The 13,397-nt window shown below is 69.8% G+C and carries 15 protein-coding genes and 1 pseudogene; 2 read left to right on the top strand and 14 right to left on the bottom strand.

Annotated features, from left to right (window positions below):
- The 14 genes and pseudogenes from ACWGDX_RS38445 to ACWGDX_RS38380 all read right to left on the bottom strand — a co-directional run.
- Positions 1-830 (bottom strand): annotated as a pseudogene (locus ACWGDX_RS38445) (ATP-binding protein); the annotation flags it as partial.
- Between the two features lie 4 nt (positions 831-834).
- Complete coding sequence (locus tag ACWGDX_RS38440) at positions 835-1,674, bottom strand: bifunctional DNA primase/polymerase (RefSeq protein WP_453633348.1); 840 nt, start codon at positions 1,672-1,674, stop codon at positions 835-837.
- A complete protein-coding gene (locus ACWGDX_RS38435) occupies positions 1,671-2,957 on the bottom strand; it encodes a DNA cytosine methyltransferase (protein ID WP_453633346.1) in 1,287 nt (428 codons plus the stop codon). Before ACWGDX_RS38435 ends, ACWGDX_RS38440 begins: the two co-directional genes overlap by 4 nt.
- Before the next feature lie 90 nt (positions 2,958-3,047).
- Complete coding sequence (locus tag ACWGDX_RS38430) at positions 3,048-3,746, bottom strand: PP2C family protein-serine/threonine phosphatase (RefSeq protein ID WP_453633344.1); 699 nt, start codon at positions 3,744-3,746, stop codon at positions 3,048-3,050.
- A 79-nt stretch (positions 3,747-3,825) separates the two neighbouring features.
- Positions 3,826-4,836: an NUDIX domain-containing protein gene (locus ACWGDX_RS38425; RefSeq protein WP_453633342.1), complete on the bottom strand. Its 1,011-nt coding sequence runs from the start codon at positions 4,834-4,836 to the stop codon at positions 3,826-3,828.
- 207 nt (positions 4,837-5,043) lie between these two features.
- Entirely contained in the window at positions 5,044-7,176 is a 2,133-nt protein-coding gene (locus ACWGDX_RS38420; protein ID WP_453633340.1) for an FtsK/SpoIIIE domain-containing protein, read from the bottom strand.
- A gap of 85 nt (positions 7,177-7,261) precedes the next feature.
- The gene (locus ACWGDX_RS38415; RefSeq protein ID WP_453633338.1) at positions 7,262-7,582 is read right to left on the bottom strand and encodes a hypothetical protein; all 321 of its coding nucleotides are present in this window, start codon (positions 7,580-7,582) and stop codon (positions 7,262-7,264) included.
- A 76-nt stretch (positions 7,583-7,658) separates the two neighbouring features.
- Positions 7,659-8,051 carry a DUF6251 family protein gene (locus tag ACWGDX_RS38410; RefSeq protein ID WP_453633336.1) on the bottom strand — a complete coding sequence of 131 codons (393 nt, stop codon included), beginning with the start codon at positions 8,049-8,051 and terminating at the stop codon, positions 7,659-7,661.
- 93 nt (positions 8,052-8,144) lie between these two features.
- Entirely contained in the window at positions 8,145-8,345 is a 201-nt protein-coding gene (locus tag ACWGDX_RS38405) for a hypothetical protein (RefSeq protein WP_382854862.1), read from the bottom strand.
- A gap of 113 nt (positions 8,346-8,458) precedes the next feature.
- Positions 8,459-8,848 (bottom strand): RRQRL motif-containing zinc-binding protein, encoded by a 390-nt coding sequence (locus ACWGDX_RS38400; protein WP_453633334.1) that lies wholly within the window; start codon positions 8,846-8,848, stop codon positions 8,459-8,461.
- On the bottom strand, positions 8,848-9,753 hold the full coding sequence (locus ACWGDX_RS38395; RefSeq protein ID WP_453633332.1) for a DUF2637 domain-containing protein: 906 nt from the start codon (positions 9,751-9,753) through the stop codon (positions 8,848-8,850). Before ACWGDX_RS38395 ends, ACWGDX_RS38400 begins: the two co-directional genes overlap by 1 nt.
- On the bottom strand, positions 9,750-10,013 hold the full coding sequence (locus tag ACWGDX_RS38390) for a DUF6284 family protein (RefSeq protein ID WP_382854856.1): 264 nt from the start codon (positions 10,011-10,013) through the stop codon (positions 9,750-9,752). The genes ACWGDX_RS38395 and ACWGDX_RS38390 overlap by 4 nt, the downstream gene beginning before the upstream one ends.
- Before the next feature lie 139 nt (positions 10,014-10,152).
- The gene (locus ACWGDX_RS38385) at positions 10,153-10,533 is read right to left on the bottom strand and encodes a RapZ C-terminal domain-containing protein (protein WP_382854854.1); all 381 of its coding nucleotides are present in this window, start codon (positions 10,531-10,533) and stop codon (positions 10,153-10,155) included.
- A complete protein-coding gene (locus ACWGDX_RS38380) occupies positions 10,533-11,003 on the bottom strand; it encodes a transcriptional regulator (protein WP_453633330.1) in 471 nt (156 codons plus the stop codon). Before ACWGDX_RS38380 ends, ACWGDX_RS38385 begins: the two co-directional genes overlap by 1 nt.
- Positions 11,004-11,577: 574 nt before the next feature.
- On the opposite strand from ACWGDX_RS38380, the gene ACWGDX_RS38375 reads away from it, so the two are divergent.
- Together ACWGDX_RS38375 and ACWGDX_RS38370 are read left to right on the top strand one after the other, a co-directional pair.
- Positions 11,578-12,426 carry a GntR family transcriptional regulator gene (locus ACWGDX_RS38375; RefSeq protein ID WP_453633328.1) on the top strand — a complete coding sequence of 283 codons (849 nt, stop codon included), beginning with the start codon at positions 11,578-11,580 and terminating at the stop codon, positions 12,424-12,426.
- Positions 12,423-13,106: an HAD family hydrolase gene (locus ACWGDX_RS38370; protein WP_453633326.1), complete on the top strand. Its 684-nt coding sequence runs from the start codon at positions 12,423-12,425 to the stop codon at positions 13,104-13,106. The genes ACWGDX_RS38375 and ACWGDX_RS38370 overlap by 4 nt, the downstream gene beginning before the upstream one ends.
- The last annotated feature ends 291 nt before the right edge of the window (positions 13,107-13,397 follow it).

Below are 13,397 nucleotides of genomic sequence, written 5' to 3'. Positions count from 1 at the left end.
TGGACGTCCCCGTCGGTGAACAGGGCGCGCTTGACGGACTCGGCTCCGGTGACGATGCAGCACATGGCGTCGGACAGGTCCGGCGTCATGTGGGAGAGGTTGTCGAGCGCGGTGACCCATCCCGCCGCGACGGCCGCGATCAGGTTCTCCTCGTCCTTCGGAGCCCGCCGCAGGTCCCCGCTCATGCCCTCCACGATCCGCACCAGCATCCGCCCGCCGGTCGACTTCCCCGCCCCCTGCGGCCCGGTGAGGAACGGGGCCGGGACGGGCACGCCCGGTCCGAGACAGCCGATGAGCCACGCGATGGCCAGGCATTCGGTTTCCGCGTTGGCGAAGTTGCACAGCCTGAGCAGAAGGTCGATGCCTTTGCCGTCGGTGTCTCTGGCCGGCAGGGGCAGTTCACCGGTGAGCTGGGTGCGCCGCCAGCACACCTCACGCGGATCCGGGACAGCGATGTCCCAGCCGGTGGGGTGGATGCGTACGGACCGGCCGTCGTTGCGGCCCAGGTCGAGCCAGGTCGCTCCGTCGAATCCGGGGGCGACGCGGATGTGTACGGCCTGGGTGGTCTCGGTCAGCGCCAGCGCCTCGATCAGGTCGAGGGCTTCCTTGAGCGCGGTGCCGTTGAAGACGCCGCGCCCGTCCCGGAACATGCCGACCATGAGTTCCTGCCGGTGGCTGCCCGTCGTGCCCTGTGAGCGAATCGGACGGGCCACCGGGTGGCCGTTCTTCTGCGCGTACACGGTGCCGTCGGCGGTGCGGAAGTACCGGAAGTGTGCTTGCGCATAGTCGGTGATGACCTCGCGCCCCGGAGTCTTCTCGTCGTCGGCCACAGCCCTACACCCCCAACGCCGTACGAGCATTGGACCATGCGATGGTGCAGTGCCGCAGGGATTCGCCCTTGGCCTGAGCGGCGGTGAACAGCCGTGCGACGTGGGAGTCGGTGAGGCACCCGCACCGGCCATGGGTGGACAGGACAGCGAGGAAGGTCCGGTACACGGTCGTATGGATCGCGCTGCCCGCCTGGGTGATGCGCTGCTCGGCCATGGCGATGCCGCGTTCCAGGTAGGCGGGCACGCGGTGGCGGCACTCCCCGCCCCCGACGGGCGCGGGTACCGTGATGACGACCGGCGTAGACCGGGCCGCGGCGGGCTCCGTCACGGCCAGCGCGCGCACGGCGTCGGGCAGCTCGGTCATGACGCCGGTGCCGGGTCCGAGCCAACGGACGTAGGACATGACGGATTTGATGTCGACGTCCGGCCGGACCGCGTTGCGTGAGCGCATGGCGCCCCGGTAGATCCAGTGCTCCCCGCGCGTGGTCGGCACGGTGCGAGTGGCCGGCAGGGTCTCGCGGGCCCAGACGACGGCTGCTGCGTTGTCCAGATCCACCACCGTCAGGCCCGCACCACCCGGGTGGTAGGCGACGGCCCCCGCCTCACGCCACGCCGGCGCCCACGGCCGGGAGGACAGCACGCCCGGATCGGTGGTCGCGGCGGCCCATCCGTGACACGGAGCCGGGCAGGCGCACGCACCCGCGCGCTTCATGTGCGGCCGGTCGCCACACGCGGAGCCGGTGCACGCCGGGCAGTTCCCGAACGGGAGCTTCCCCGCCCGCAGCGGCAGCACGGGCACGCCCACCGCTGCGAGGTCGAGCGCGGTCCGCAGATGCTCACTCATGCGACGGCGCTCCCCTCACGTGTGATGGGGAGGCTGGTGGCGTTGAGGAGTAACCCGTAGGCATGGTGGGCCTGTTGGGGGACGACGCCGTTGCCGATGATGCGGAGCTGTTCCTTGCGGGGGATGCCGTCAACGGCGGTCACCCACCCGGAGGGCAGGCCCATGAGCCATTCCGCGAACGCCGGCGACAGGCGCCGGTTGCCGCGGGTGCCGGGCTCGGTCGGGCACGGCGCCGCACGGCCGGTGACCGCTTCCCACCGGCGGATCGCGGGCCCGAAGTCGGTGCCGTCACTGGCCACCCACCGGTCATCGAGCCGCACGGCCTGGCCGGGCAGGTAGTACCGGCCGGAGGTGTCGCGCTGGTTCGGCCCGCCGTGCGGCCCGTCCGAGACTTTCGGGGTGGGCAGGAGGTTGACGACCACTTCGTTCAGCGGCCGGCTGTTCCTGCCGAGCAGGTTCGAGGCACCCGACTTCCAGTCCCGCGCGGCGGGGGTCGGCAGCAGGCTGCGGACCGCGTCCGTCAGGGTGCTTCCGTACCCGTTTCCGTACGGTGTGCCATCGGCCCTGAAATTCGCGGTCCCCCTCGAATCGGCCGCCGTGGGCATGGGGAACAGGCTCACCCCTCCGGCCACAGAGGCAGGAGGAAGACCACTTCGTCCTCCAGCGTCGGGCCGTGCCCGCCCTGCTTGCGCTTCTCCGGCGGCTGCGGTCCGCCGTTGACCCCAAGCTGTGATGTCGGGGTCTTCAGCAGCGGGATAGGCAACTGCGAACCAGCGGTCCCGCGGGTGCGGGGCGCCGACTTCGGGGTCACCAGCTCGTAGACATGTCCACCGGACGTCATACCCGAGCGCGGCCAGGTCCGCGGCGACGACGTCCAGCCCCCTGCTCCGGAGCGCCGCCACGTTTTCCAGGTAGACGTAGCGCGGTCGAATGATGCCCACAGCCTCAGCGACGTTTTTCCAGACGCGCGACCACTGCCCATGGATTCCGTCCCTCTTCCCTGCGTTGGAGATGTTGCGGCACGGGAAGCCCGCGCCGATGACGTCCGGTGCGTACAGGTCCCGGACCTGCCGCCAGTCCAGGGCGGTGATGTCCCCGAGGTTCGGGACCCCGGGGTGGTGCGCGGCGAACACGGCCGCGGCGTAGGGGTCGCTCTCGGCGTAGGCGACCGGCGTACCGCCGGTCCCGGCGTGGATGGCCTCTTCCAGGCCGCCGTAGCCGGCGCACAGCGCCAGCACCCGCGGCCGGTCCGGCACTCGCCGGATCAGGGTCGGTTGAGTCATGCTGGATGCCTCCAGTTCCACTGTTGAGTTGTGCTGGATGAGGGCGGCCCCCTCTCGCCAAAGACCGGGGCCGCCCTCAGTGGTTGTGTGCTAGGCGCGGGTGATGACGATGGCGGTGGCGTCGTCGCGGTAGCCGTCGGGGTCCGGCTGAGCCGCCGCGACGAGAGCGTCCGCGAGTGTCTGCGGGTTTTCGGCGTGTTCCCGGCACAGCTCTGCTGCTGTCTCCGGGGCTACCTGGTCCGAGACGCCGTCACTGACGAGCAGGACGAGGGGGACGTCCTCCGGGATTTCCAGTTGGCGGCAGGTCATCTCCGTCGCCTGTGCGAGACCGAGCCTCGCCCAGTTGTCCTGGGTTTCCGCGATCTCGATGGGGACGCCACCGTTCCACCGCAGCCACTGCCCCATGGTCTGGTCGGTCGACCACTGGGTGAGCGCGGCCCCGTCCCAGCCGTACGCCCTGCAATCGCCGATCCAGTGGATGCTGGTGGGTCGGCCCGGTTCCATGGAGGCGTAGACGGCGGACATGTGCGGCGGGCGGTCGTACGCGCCGATCATCCGTCCGGCGGTGGTCAGGGCGACGAGCCCGCCCATGGCCATGCCGGTGAGGGCGATGGTGGACGGCGCATGCCGGGCGAAGTCCACGACGTCCGCGTGGTGTCCGGCTCCGTCCACGACGGCCGCGCAGACGCGGTCGCCCTGGCGGTGAATGTGCGCGCCGTCCGCGCAGGGAGGCTCGGTTCCTCCCCGGGTGGCGACGCCGGTCAGGATGTGCGGGATCTGGTCAGGCATGGGTGCCTTCCTCGCAGCGGAGCCGGACTGTCCGGCTCCCCACCGCGCCCGGCGTTGGCCGGGCGCGTCTGGGCAGCCGTCAGGCGGCGGGCTTGTCGAGGTGGTCCAGGGCGCGTTGGAGCAGGGGGCGGTGTGCGGTGTAGAGGGTGCGTCCGGCTGCGCTGATCGCGGTGTCGAGCTGGTCGAGGGAGCCGAACGGCCACCAGGTGGCGTCAATGGCGTCGTCGGCGGCGGTCGCGGTGACCTGCACGGGGAGCTGGTAGAGCGCGCTGGTGGAGGCGACCCACGCGTGATCCGAGTTGCGCCAGTCGTCCACGAGGTCCCGCCCGAGGATGGTCGGGCGGTGGTCGGCCAGGTCGACGCCGGTTTCCTCGCGCAGCTCACGGACCAGGGCGGCCGGGGCGGTCTCGCCCGGGTCGACCATGCCGCCCGGGATCGCCTCCACGCCGATGTCGCCCCGGGTGATCAGCAGTACCCGCCGCCGCTCGCCGCTGCCCGCGACGACGATCGGGTCGGCGGCGGCGTTCTCGCCCCAGCGGCCGAGGTTGCGCCCAGTGCGGCCGGTGCGGCCGTGAGGGTGCAGGGGCCAGCCCCGCTCATCGAGCTGGAACGGTACGAGTGCGGCGGCCTGTCGCTGGGGCCAGTCGTGTACGTCGGCCGGGGTGGGCGCGGCCTCGGCCCAGTCGGGCACGTGGTGTGCCAGAGCCGCGGGCAGCAGCTCGGGCGGCGTGACGTCCGTCGGCATCGCGCGGTGGAGGCGGTCGGCCCGGTGCCTGGTGACGGTGGTGAGGAGTTCGGCGGGGTCGTCCTCGAAGGCATGGAGGGCGACCATGGCGGTCACGATGACGTCGCACAGCTCGGTCGCGACGTCGGCGCGGGTGTGGCTGATGCCCTTGCGGGGGTTCTGGCCGCGCATGCCGATGTATGCCTGAGCGGCCTCCCCGGCTTCCTCGGTGACCTTGAGCAGCCGGAGTGCGGTCTCGTCGCGGCCGGTGCCGTTGCGGGCGTCCAGCCACGTCACGATTGCGCGGACGTGGTCCCACGGGAGTGTGCCGGGCTGGGAGTTGGCGGACATGGTGGTCTCGCTCACGGGATGTCTCCTCAGGAGATGATGGTTACTGTGTGTGCAGGGAGGGAGGCAGGGGTGTCCCCAGGGAAGGCTGTTTTCGGGGTTTTCCGAGGTGGGGGCGGGTGTGCTTCCCTGCCTCCCTAACCGGGGGTTACCGCAGATCAGGTCAGGGAGGCGGGCCCGGGGAGGCGGTCAGGGAGTTCTCCCTGCCTCCCTGGACGCCTCCCTTCACCCTGCGTTACTTTCGGCGGTGTCCGCGTCGCGCTCTTCCAGCGCTTCGGTGAGGAGCGCGCGGCTGACGTGCATGATCCCGCCGGTCTTGTACGGCGCCGCTCCGACCGCTTCCAGAGCCTGTGTCAGGTCGGGTGCGGTCCACTCGCGGTACTCGCCCGGGTTGAGCGCGGCGAGGCGGGCGCGGACCTCATCAGTGCGCATCCGCTTCGTGTCGCCCATCACGGTGGCGATGTCCGCAAGGTGGTCGGCGGGCTCATCGGCGGGGCCGGCGGCGGGGGTGATGCCGTCGCGCAGGGCCAGTGCGCGGTTGACGACGGGGGTGATCTGGTCGGTCTTGGAGTCCTTGCGGACGTAGTAGGCGCGGACCAGTTCGAACGGGTTCTTCGTGAACCCGACGGTCAGGGCCGTGCCGATGTTCTCGGCGGGGTTGAGGGTGGTCGCGGTGATCCCCGCCCGGTGCTTCCCGGTGCCCAGCAGGCCGTCGTTGGCGACGTGGTCACCGACCGCGAACGCCACACGGTGGCTGGTGTTGCGGGTGACATCCTTCGGGATGCTCTCCGCGGTCGGGGAGACGGTGACCCAGATCAGCGTGATGCCGACCTTCCGGGCCTTCTTCATCACCTTGACCGCCAGTTCGGCTGCCTCCGCGCCGTACTTCTTGTGCATGAACAGCTCATGGCACTCGTCGAAGACGACCACCTTCGGCCGCATCCGGGGGTCCTGCTCCGCGATCTTCCGGGTGAGGGCGACTTCTTCCCCGCCCATCTCATCGAGCAGCTTCCCGCGCTGGGTGACCTCGTCACGCAGGGCCCGCAGGGCTTTGAGGGCCGCTTCGATCTGCTCGTCCTCGTCGCCCTTGACCAGGGTCCGCAGCCGCGGCTTCATCACGTCGTAGTCGACGTTGTAGGCCATGACGTAGACCTCGATCTCCACCAGCCGGTCCAGCATCGCACCCAGCAGCAGACCCACGACCAGCGACGACTTACCCGAGCCCATGATTCCGCCGACCATGTAGTTCGACGCCATGAGCTTGCCGCCGACCGGCTCGCCGCGCTGGGAGACCCCCAGGGGCACGCCCTTGAAGTAGTCGGCCTCCCCGTCGGCCAGCAGGGGCCAGTCGGGCACCTTCCCCGACAGCGAGCCCTGATCGGCCACCCACAAATCGAGTACGCCGGGCTGGTCGTGGGGCTCGGTCGGCCACACCGCCACGGGCTTGCGCAGCAGGTTGTGTGCCAGCACGGTCTTCTTGCCGTTGACCATCTCCACCGTGACACCCATGGGGAGCTGGAGCCGGGAGTGCCAGCCGTTGCCCAGACGTGTGGTCGGGGCCACCCACCGCGGCTGCCACCCTTGCTTGACCGCCTTGTTCAGCGGCGCGATACCCAGGTGCCGAAGCGCGTCCAGAATGGCGCCCTCATCAGGGACAACATCCTGCGTATCCCCTTTGGCGGCGGGCATTGCCCATTTCGGTGCAGCCCCACGGGACTTGCCGACCGCCCACAGGCTCAGCAGCGCCAGCCACGGGGCGAGAGCGACGGCCGGCCCCCACACCACGCCCACGATCATGCACATGGTGTGGATGAAGTCGACCATGCCCATGGTCGGCGCGATCACATCCGCGATGTCGCCGCCGGAGACCGCCATGACAGTCCCGATGGCGAGGAGACCGCCCTCGGCCAGGGCCGCGCCGACCACGGCGGACTTCGCCAGGGCCGGAACACCCGCGATCAGGGCCATCCGCCGTGCGTGACGGGCCTGCCGGAACCGGTCCGCCTTGTCCTGCCACTCCGCCGCGACTTCCTGCTGGCCGGCCGCTTCCGCCGCTTTGATCATCCGCTGATGAACGGCCGTGGTCCGGCCGTCCCACGCACGCTTCGTCAGCACCACGCCACCGCCGACCACGTACGAGCCGTGCCGGGCCACCAGGCGAAGACCCGTGCGAGTGCGCTGATGCGTCAGGGCCGCACGGAGCCTGCGGCGACGGACCCGGGGCGCCTTGTCCGCACCCGGGGCGGGCGCGGGTGTGTCCTTCACCAGGCGCGGGGCGGGGGTTTCAGCCGGGGGCCGGTGGTCGTCAAGGTGGTGCAGGGTGCCCACGACTGGAACCTCCAGCGTCGAGTCGGTCATGATGGATGCCTCCTGCTCTCTCGTGTGGAGCGGTAGGGCCCCGGGCGGCCGGTCGCTTGGCCGTGGACGGCCACCCGGGGGATAGTCAGAGCCCGATACGGCGGGCAGCCTGCTCGGTACGGCGCAGGACCGCTTCGGCGTCCTTGCGGGCCTGGCGTGCGGTGTTCTTGGTATCGCGGGTGGCGGTGCGTTCGGCGGTCTTCGCGGCGGCCACCTGGTCCTTCGCCTTGTCGAGCTGGTCTCGCATGGCGTCCGTCTCGCGCCAGCCGCGGTCCTCGGCGCGGGCGTCGATCCGGTCGATCTCCGCCTCGATCCGCGGGTCGACCGCGTCAGCGACGGCCTGCTTGACGCCACGGGCGACCAGCCACGCGCGCCGACCGCGTTCGGATCGGGTGTACGTACGCATCAGCGACTCCCCTTGTCCGGGCCGGGCTGTCCGGCTCCCCTCACCGCCCGCACAGGTCGGGCGGATCGGGCAGCCGTCAGCCGCGACGCCGACGACGCCGGGCGCTGCTGGTCCTGCTCAGGGTTTCCACGGTGGCCTTGCCGTCCGGGCCGCCGACCGACCGCACGACCGTGACCATGCCGTAGGTGATGGCGACCACGACCAGCGCGACCACCGCGAGGGAGATGGCCATGGAGGTGATGGCGGCGATCAGCATGGGACCGAAGTACACGGAGGCGCCGACCGCGCCGGCGCCGACCCCGGAGCCCAGCGCGACGCGCTGCATGGTCCGGTCGGGCGGGGCCTGGTGGATGTGGACGATCTGCGGGGTGCCGGTCTGCTGAGGGGCGGGCAGCGCGGCGGGGTCGATGTAGGCGTGGGTGCCGTCCGGGAGTTGGACGACCGTACGCGGGGCGGGCAGGGATTCCACGGTGCCTCCGTAGCGGTGTCGGGGGTGGTGCAGGAGCGCCCCGGGCCGGAGTCGAACCGGCCCTGCGACCATCGGGGCTGTCGAGCGGGGAGATCAGCGGGACCACCTGATGTTGCGTTCTGCGAGTTCGCAGTCCCTCTCGCGCTGGGCAGCGAGCACCCGCTGGTACTCGCTCTCCCTCGTGGCTTTCCTGTTCTTTTCTTCCAGCTCAGCGAACCTCTCTTCACTCATCTCCGGCTCAGGGGTGGGAATCAGCTCAGGGGTGGCAGGGGTGTTGCGGCGGAACATGGCCATGGGGTGCCCTATCGGGTCGGTGGGTGAGTGGTTGGCGGTGCGTGCCCCGGGCCGGATCCGATCTGGCGCCCTTCACGGCTGGTGGCCGGGGCTGGGGGGTGCGGCAGGGGAGGTCAGGCGGCGAGAGCGGGAGTATCGGCGCAGGTGACGCACATGCCGAGGGACGTCGGGATGCAGTACCCGGCGTCGCTGCGGCATTCGGGGCAGATGCGGCGGGCGGCCATGGCCTTGTCCAGGGCCGCCCGCTTGCCCGGGGTCATGGGCCGGACCGGCAGAGCACGGTCGAGCCGGTAGAGGTAGGCCACCCGGATCGTGGGAGGACTGCCGGGACGCCTGTAGCGGTTGGAGAACCACAGGAGTTGCGCGGCAGCATGCTGACCGCCTGGACGGAGCCCTTGTGCGCGGAGCTGCCGCCGGGTGGCCAGACCGGGCGGGGCCATACGGAACGGGTAGGTGGGGATGCCGTACAGGTCCCCGTCGGGGTCCCAGAACCGTGCCGCCATCACCCGACCGCCACGGTGTCATCCTGACGGGAATCGGCAACGGCGCTGCCGGCGGTCCGCTCCGCCTTGAGCGTGTCGCGCAGACCGCGCGCCTTCTCCGCCGACGTCCGGACCGCCTTGCGGATGCCGTCGGCCGTCAGCTCCTTGTCGGACCAGTCGGCCGTCAACTGCCGTGCCTCATCCAGCAGTTGGTCCGCTGTGCGTGTCGGCCGGCTGGTGCGTGCGGCGGCCGGGACCCGACCGGTCGCCCGGCGGGGACGGGCCGACTCAGCAGCGACCGCCGACACGACCGGCACCGGCTCGACCGGTACGGGCAGTTCGACGGGCACGGGCGCGGGGAGCGGGGCCGGGTCGGCCGACGGCTCCACCGGCGTGTGCACCGGGGTGTCGGGCGACTCTTCCAGGTCAGACATCGACCGATTGATCTCGATCTCGGTCGTTTTCTGACCATCTGTGTCATCGCTCGGTCGGGTGTCCGGTCGGTGGTGCAGGATCTTCGCGACCAGATCGGATCCGAAGTAGATCGACCCGACCGGCAGACTGGTGGCGAGCAGGACCAGCGCGTAGTTGGCGGGGTCCCAGTCGGCCAGTCGGCCCCAGTCGACCGATCCGCCGTGCAGCTCGGGGACGAGTCCGTGCACGTAGTTGAGGACGAGTGAGGCGAGCGTGTAGGCGGCCAGCACCCCCAGCGCGAACTTCCGGGCGGCGGGCTCGGTCAGCACCAACGCGGCGATCAAAGCAAGCGCCATCAGTCCGTCCACCACGAACGGATAGAGCGTGGCCCCGGTGTTGTCCGCGCCGATCGCGCGGGCCACATCCCGCAACGCGTTCCACGACACCCGGAACGCCATCGCGACCACGCCGACCAACGCGAGCACGAGCAGGACCTTGGCGGTGCGGTTCATGCCGCACCCCCCGGCACACGCGCCGTGGCCTGGTTCGTCAGCTCCCGGCGTTCGGCCAGCACGCGGCGACGGGCCCGGCGCACCCGGCGGGTGTCCAGCTCCGTGACCGGCCGGTCCAGCGTCATGATCTGCGCGTCGAGCAGGGCGATCTCCGCCGTGATGACGGGCGTCTCCAGCTCGATCGCGTCCAGCTCGGCGTCCGTCGGCTCAAGCCACGGTTCGAACGCGATGAGGCCGTCCAGGACGGTAATGTCGTTCATGAGTCGGGTTCTCCCTAGCAGGTGGCACGGCTCGACAGCGGCCCGGAGTTGCACCTCCGGGCCGCGCGCCGTTCATGAGTGGAGTGCCCCGGCAGGGAGTCGAACCCTGCCTGCGACCATCGGGGCGGTAGCGGTGTGGTCAGCGCTGGACAACTGGTTTGCCGAGGTCGCGGTGCCCCACAGCAACGGCGTAGCCGGCGCGGGTGAGCAGGTCACCCAGAGCCATGGAGACTGTGGCCGCCCGGTGTCGGCCGCCCGCGCAGCCGACAGCGACCCTGACCGTTCCGGCGCTCGGCCCGGCGGCGAACGCTGCGACCGCATGCGCCGCCGCCTCGACCAGGTCAGCGATGCCCGCCGTATCGAGCACCGCTGTACGGACCAGCTCGTCATGCGCGGTCATGTAGCGAAGCTCCGGGCTGACGTGTGGGTCCCGGAAGTGATGCCGCAGGTCGATCGTCAGATGAGCGGCAGGCGGTTCCCCATGCAGGTAGCCGAACGAGACGATCTCGACGGCCGCCATCAGACGGCGGCGACGATCAGCGCGGCGACCAGCAGCCACACGTGATGGAAGGACTGATCCAGCGCGTAGGCGCCGGTCCCGAGCGTCGGGGCGTACCCGCCGTCGGCCGTGGCGGGGGCCGCCGGGTGCGCCGGGGTCCCGAGGCTGTAGAACTCGCTTTTCCCCGTGACCTTGGCCAGCCACGCGAGGGTTGACCGGCGGTCCGCCCACCAGTGGGTTACGGCGTCGACCGCGAATCCGAGGACGAGACCGAGCGTGCTCACCCGCAGGTCAAGAAGTAGGACGACCGGCAGGAGCAGGGTCATCTTCGTGAGCGTCAGGCCCAGCACGTGCCGGGCATCGGCCAGCCGGCCGGTCCAGCCGGGCAGGCCCTTCGTCGCGGCCTGGCACGACGACTGCACCCAGTGGTCACCCACCGAGTGACCGACGTACAGGGCGATGAACACGGCGGCGAACGTCGCGGCGGCCATCACCGGGTCGCCTTGGCCCGCGCGTCTTCCCGGCTCTGCCGGTTCCGTTCGGCGTTCCTGCGGTCCAGCTCGGCCCGCTTCTCCGCATCTGTCAAACTGACGAACACAGGTCCTCCTCATCAGGTCCTGTACGCAGGTCCCGGTTGCCCCCGGGGCCTGCACTCGTTTTGACCGCTTCGTGTTGAGCGGTCACGACCACCTGACCTGGTGTGCAGGTCGGTGGAGTGCCACGAGCCGGATTCGATCCGGCGCCCCTCACGGCGTGTTGTCGTGGCTGTACTGCGTGTCTCCTTCAGGTCTGCGGCCCCCGTGCGAGGTAGAGCCGCCATGCCTGGCGAAGGCGTATGGAGACGTGACCTTTCGGTCTAAGCCCTCCGGTCTGACCAGGCGCCGGGAACCTCGGCCCGTTCTGCCCCGGGCCCCTTTGTTGTGCAGCTCGAAGCAGCCCAAAAAGGGCCCTTCTCGCTGTCTCCGCTTCCTTCGCGGCGACATGCCCAACATAGACAACCTGCCTAGGCAGGTCAAGAGGGTTGGGTGAGTCGTGCATGTTGGGCATGTGGCTTAGCATGGATGTATGAGCCTCGACCCGGACGACCCGCGACCGCCGTATCAGCAGGTCAGCAGCTCTCTGCGAGCCGCGATCCTCACGAAGAAAGAGGGGTTCGCCCCTGGCGACAAACTTCCTTCCGGCCCTGAGCTGGCCCGGCGCTACACCGTGGCACGCGGGACTGTAGACAAGGCTCTGGAGCTACTGCGGAGCGAGGGTCTGATCGTCACTCGCCAGGGCAGCGGGTCATTCGTGCGGGAGCGCACAGAACGGCCGGTAGGGCTCCGGCCCCACATCGAAGCGGCGTTTACCGAGCCGCAAGTAACCCTCGACTTCGCCGGCTTCTCCAGCGAGACCCTGTACAACGCCATGCAAGAACCTCTGGACAAGATCCGATCGGGCCGACTCACCCCGGAATCAATCACGGTTCGCCTGCTTCTGCCTGACACAACCGCGCCCATGGCAGTTCCCGTTCTGGTCGAGGGGCTGCGGGACGAAGTCGCGCTGCGCGACCGGGCGCGGAACATCGCGCTGACAAACGCAGGCGGCATCAAGCACTCCGTGGAAGTGCTCGCAGAGTACGGACTGGTCAAGTCCGTCAACGTAGAGGTGCGCGTCCACAAGGCGTCCAGCCTGTTCAAGCTCTACATCCTGAACAAGCGGGAAGCCTTTTTCGGGTTCTACCCCCTGCGTGAACGGTCCCTCTCAGTCGAAGGTGAGTCGCGTACGTTCTTCGACGTTACGGGCAAGGACACGACTCTCTTCCACCACTCCGCCGGACCGGATGACGCCTCGCTGGGGTCGCTCTACATTCAGCAGGCTCAGCTCTGGTTCGACAGCGTGTGGAACACCATCTCCTATGAGCGGCAGCCATGAGCACGAACCACCTCGCAGACGTGCTTCGACCCGTCAAGCACGTTCTTCTCGACTTCGACGGCCCGGTCTGTTCGGTCTTCGCCGGTCTACCCGCGCCCGACGTGGCGCGTCGGCTATACGGCGCGCTCCGTCCCGCCCTCACCGTGGATGCCCCCGCTGATTGGGCGGCGGAGACAGACCCGCTCGCGCTACTGCGGCACGTCGCCGAGGCGTGTCCGAACTTGGCGGCCACGGCAGACGAGACACTGACACGGTTGGAGGTGGAGGCGGTCGCGCTTGCTGAGCGGACCGTCGGTGGAGAAGCCGCCATCCGCGCCTGTGTCGAATCGGGCCGCTCCGTCTGGATTATCAGCAACAACTCGGGTGACGCGATCCGTGCCTATCTCGATGATCACGGGCTCACCGACCACATCGCTGGCGTGTTCGGGCGAGTACCGGGCGACCCCACGTCCATGAAGCCCAGTCCCCGCCTGCTACTCGATGCCCTGTCCGCCGCGTCAGCCGCACCCGCGTCGTGCATCTTCATCGGCGACGCGGCGCGAGACGTACAAGCCGGTCACGCCGTGGAGGTGGCCACCATCGGCTATGCCAACAAGCCGGGCAAGGAAGCCAAGTTGGCGGCGGCGGGGGCCGTGGCGGTGACTGACTCGATGGAGGCCGTCGCGGATGCTCTCGGTTAACCTCCGCCGTTGGACCAGCCGGGCCGTCTTGGGGCCGTCCGGGGTGGCCCAGCGGTGACCAACAACGACCAACGACGACCACTACCACGCAGGTCAGAACGTTGCCGATGGAGCGCACCGCAGGTGACGGAACCGGCGTATCAGTTCTTCGACATCTAAACCGCGGGACCGGGCGCCTGGGCTGAAGGTCCGGAGACATGCGGTAGTGCACCGGGTGTGCACCGGCCGGGCAAGCCTCCGACGTGACGTCAGAAGTCGGCGAGGGCCGTTCTCCCCGAAATGGGGTAACGG

The sequence above is a fragment of the Streptomyces sp. NPDC055025 genome, assembly GCF_053608565.1.
This window is presented reverse-complemented; position numbering and strand designations above follow the sequence as displayed.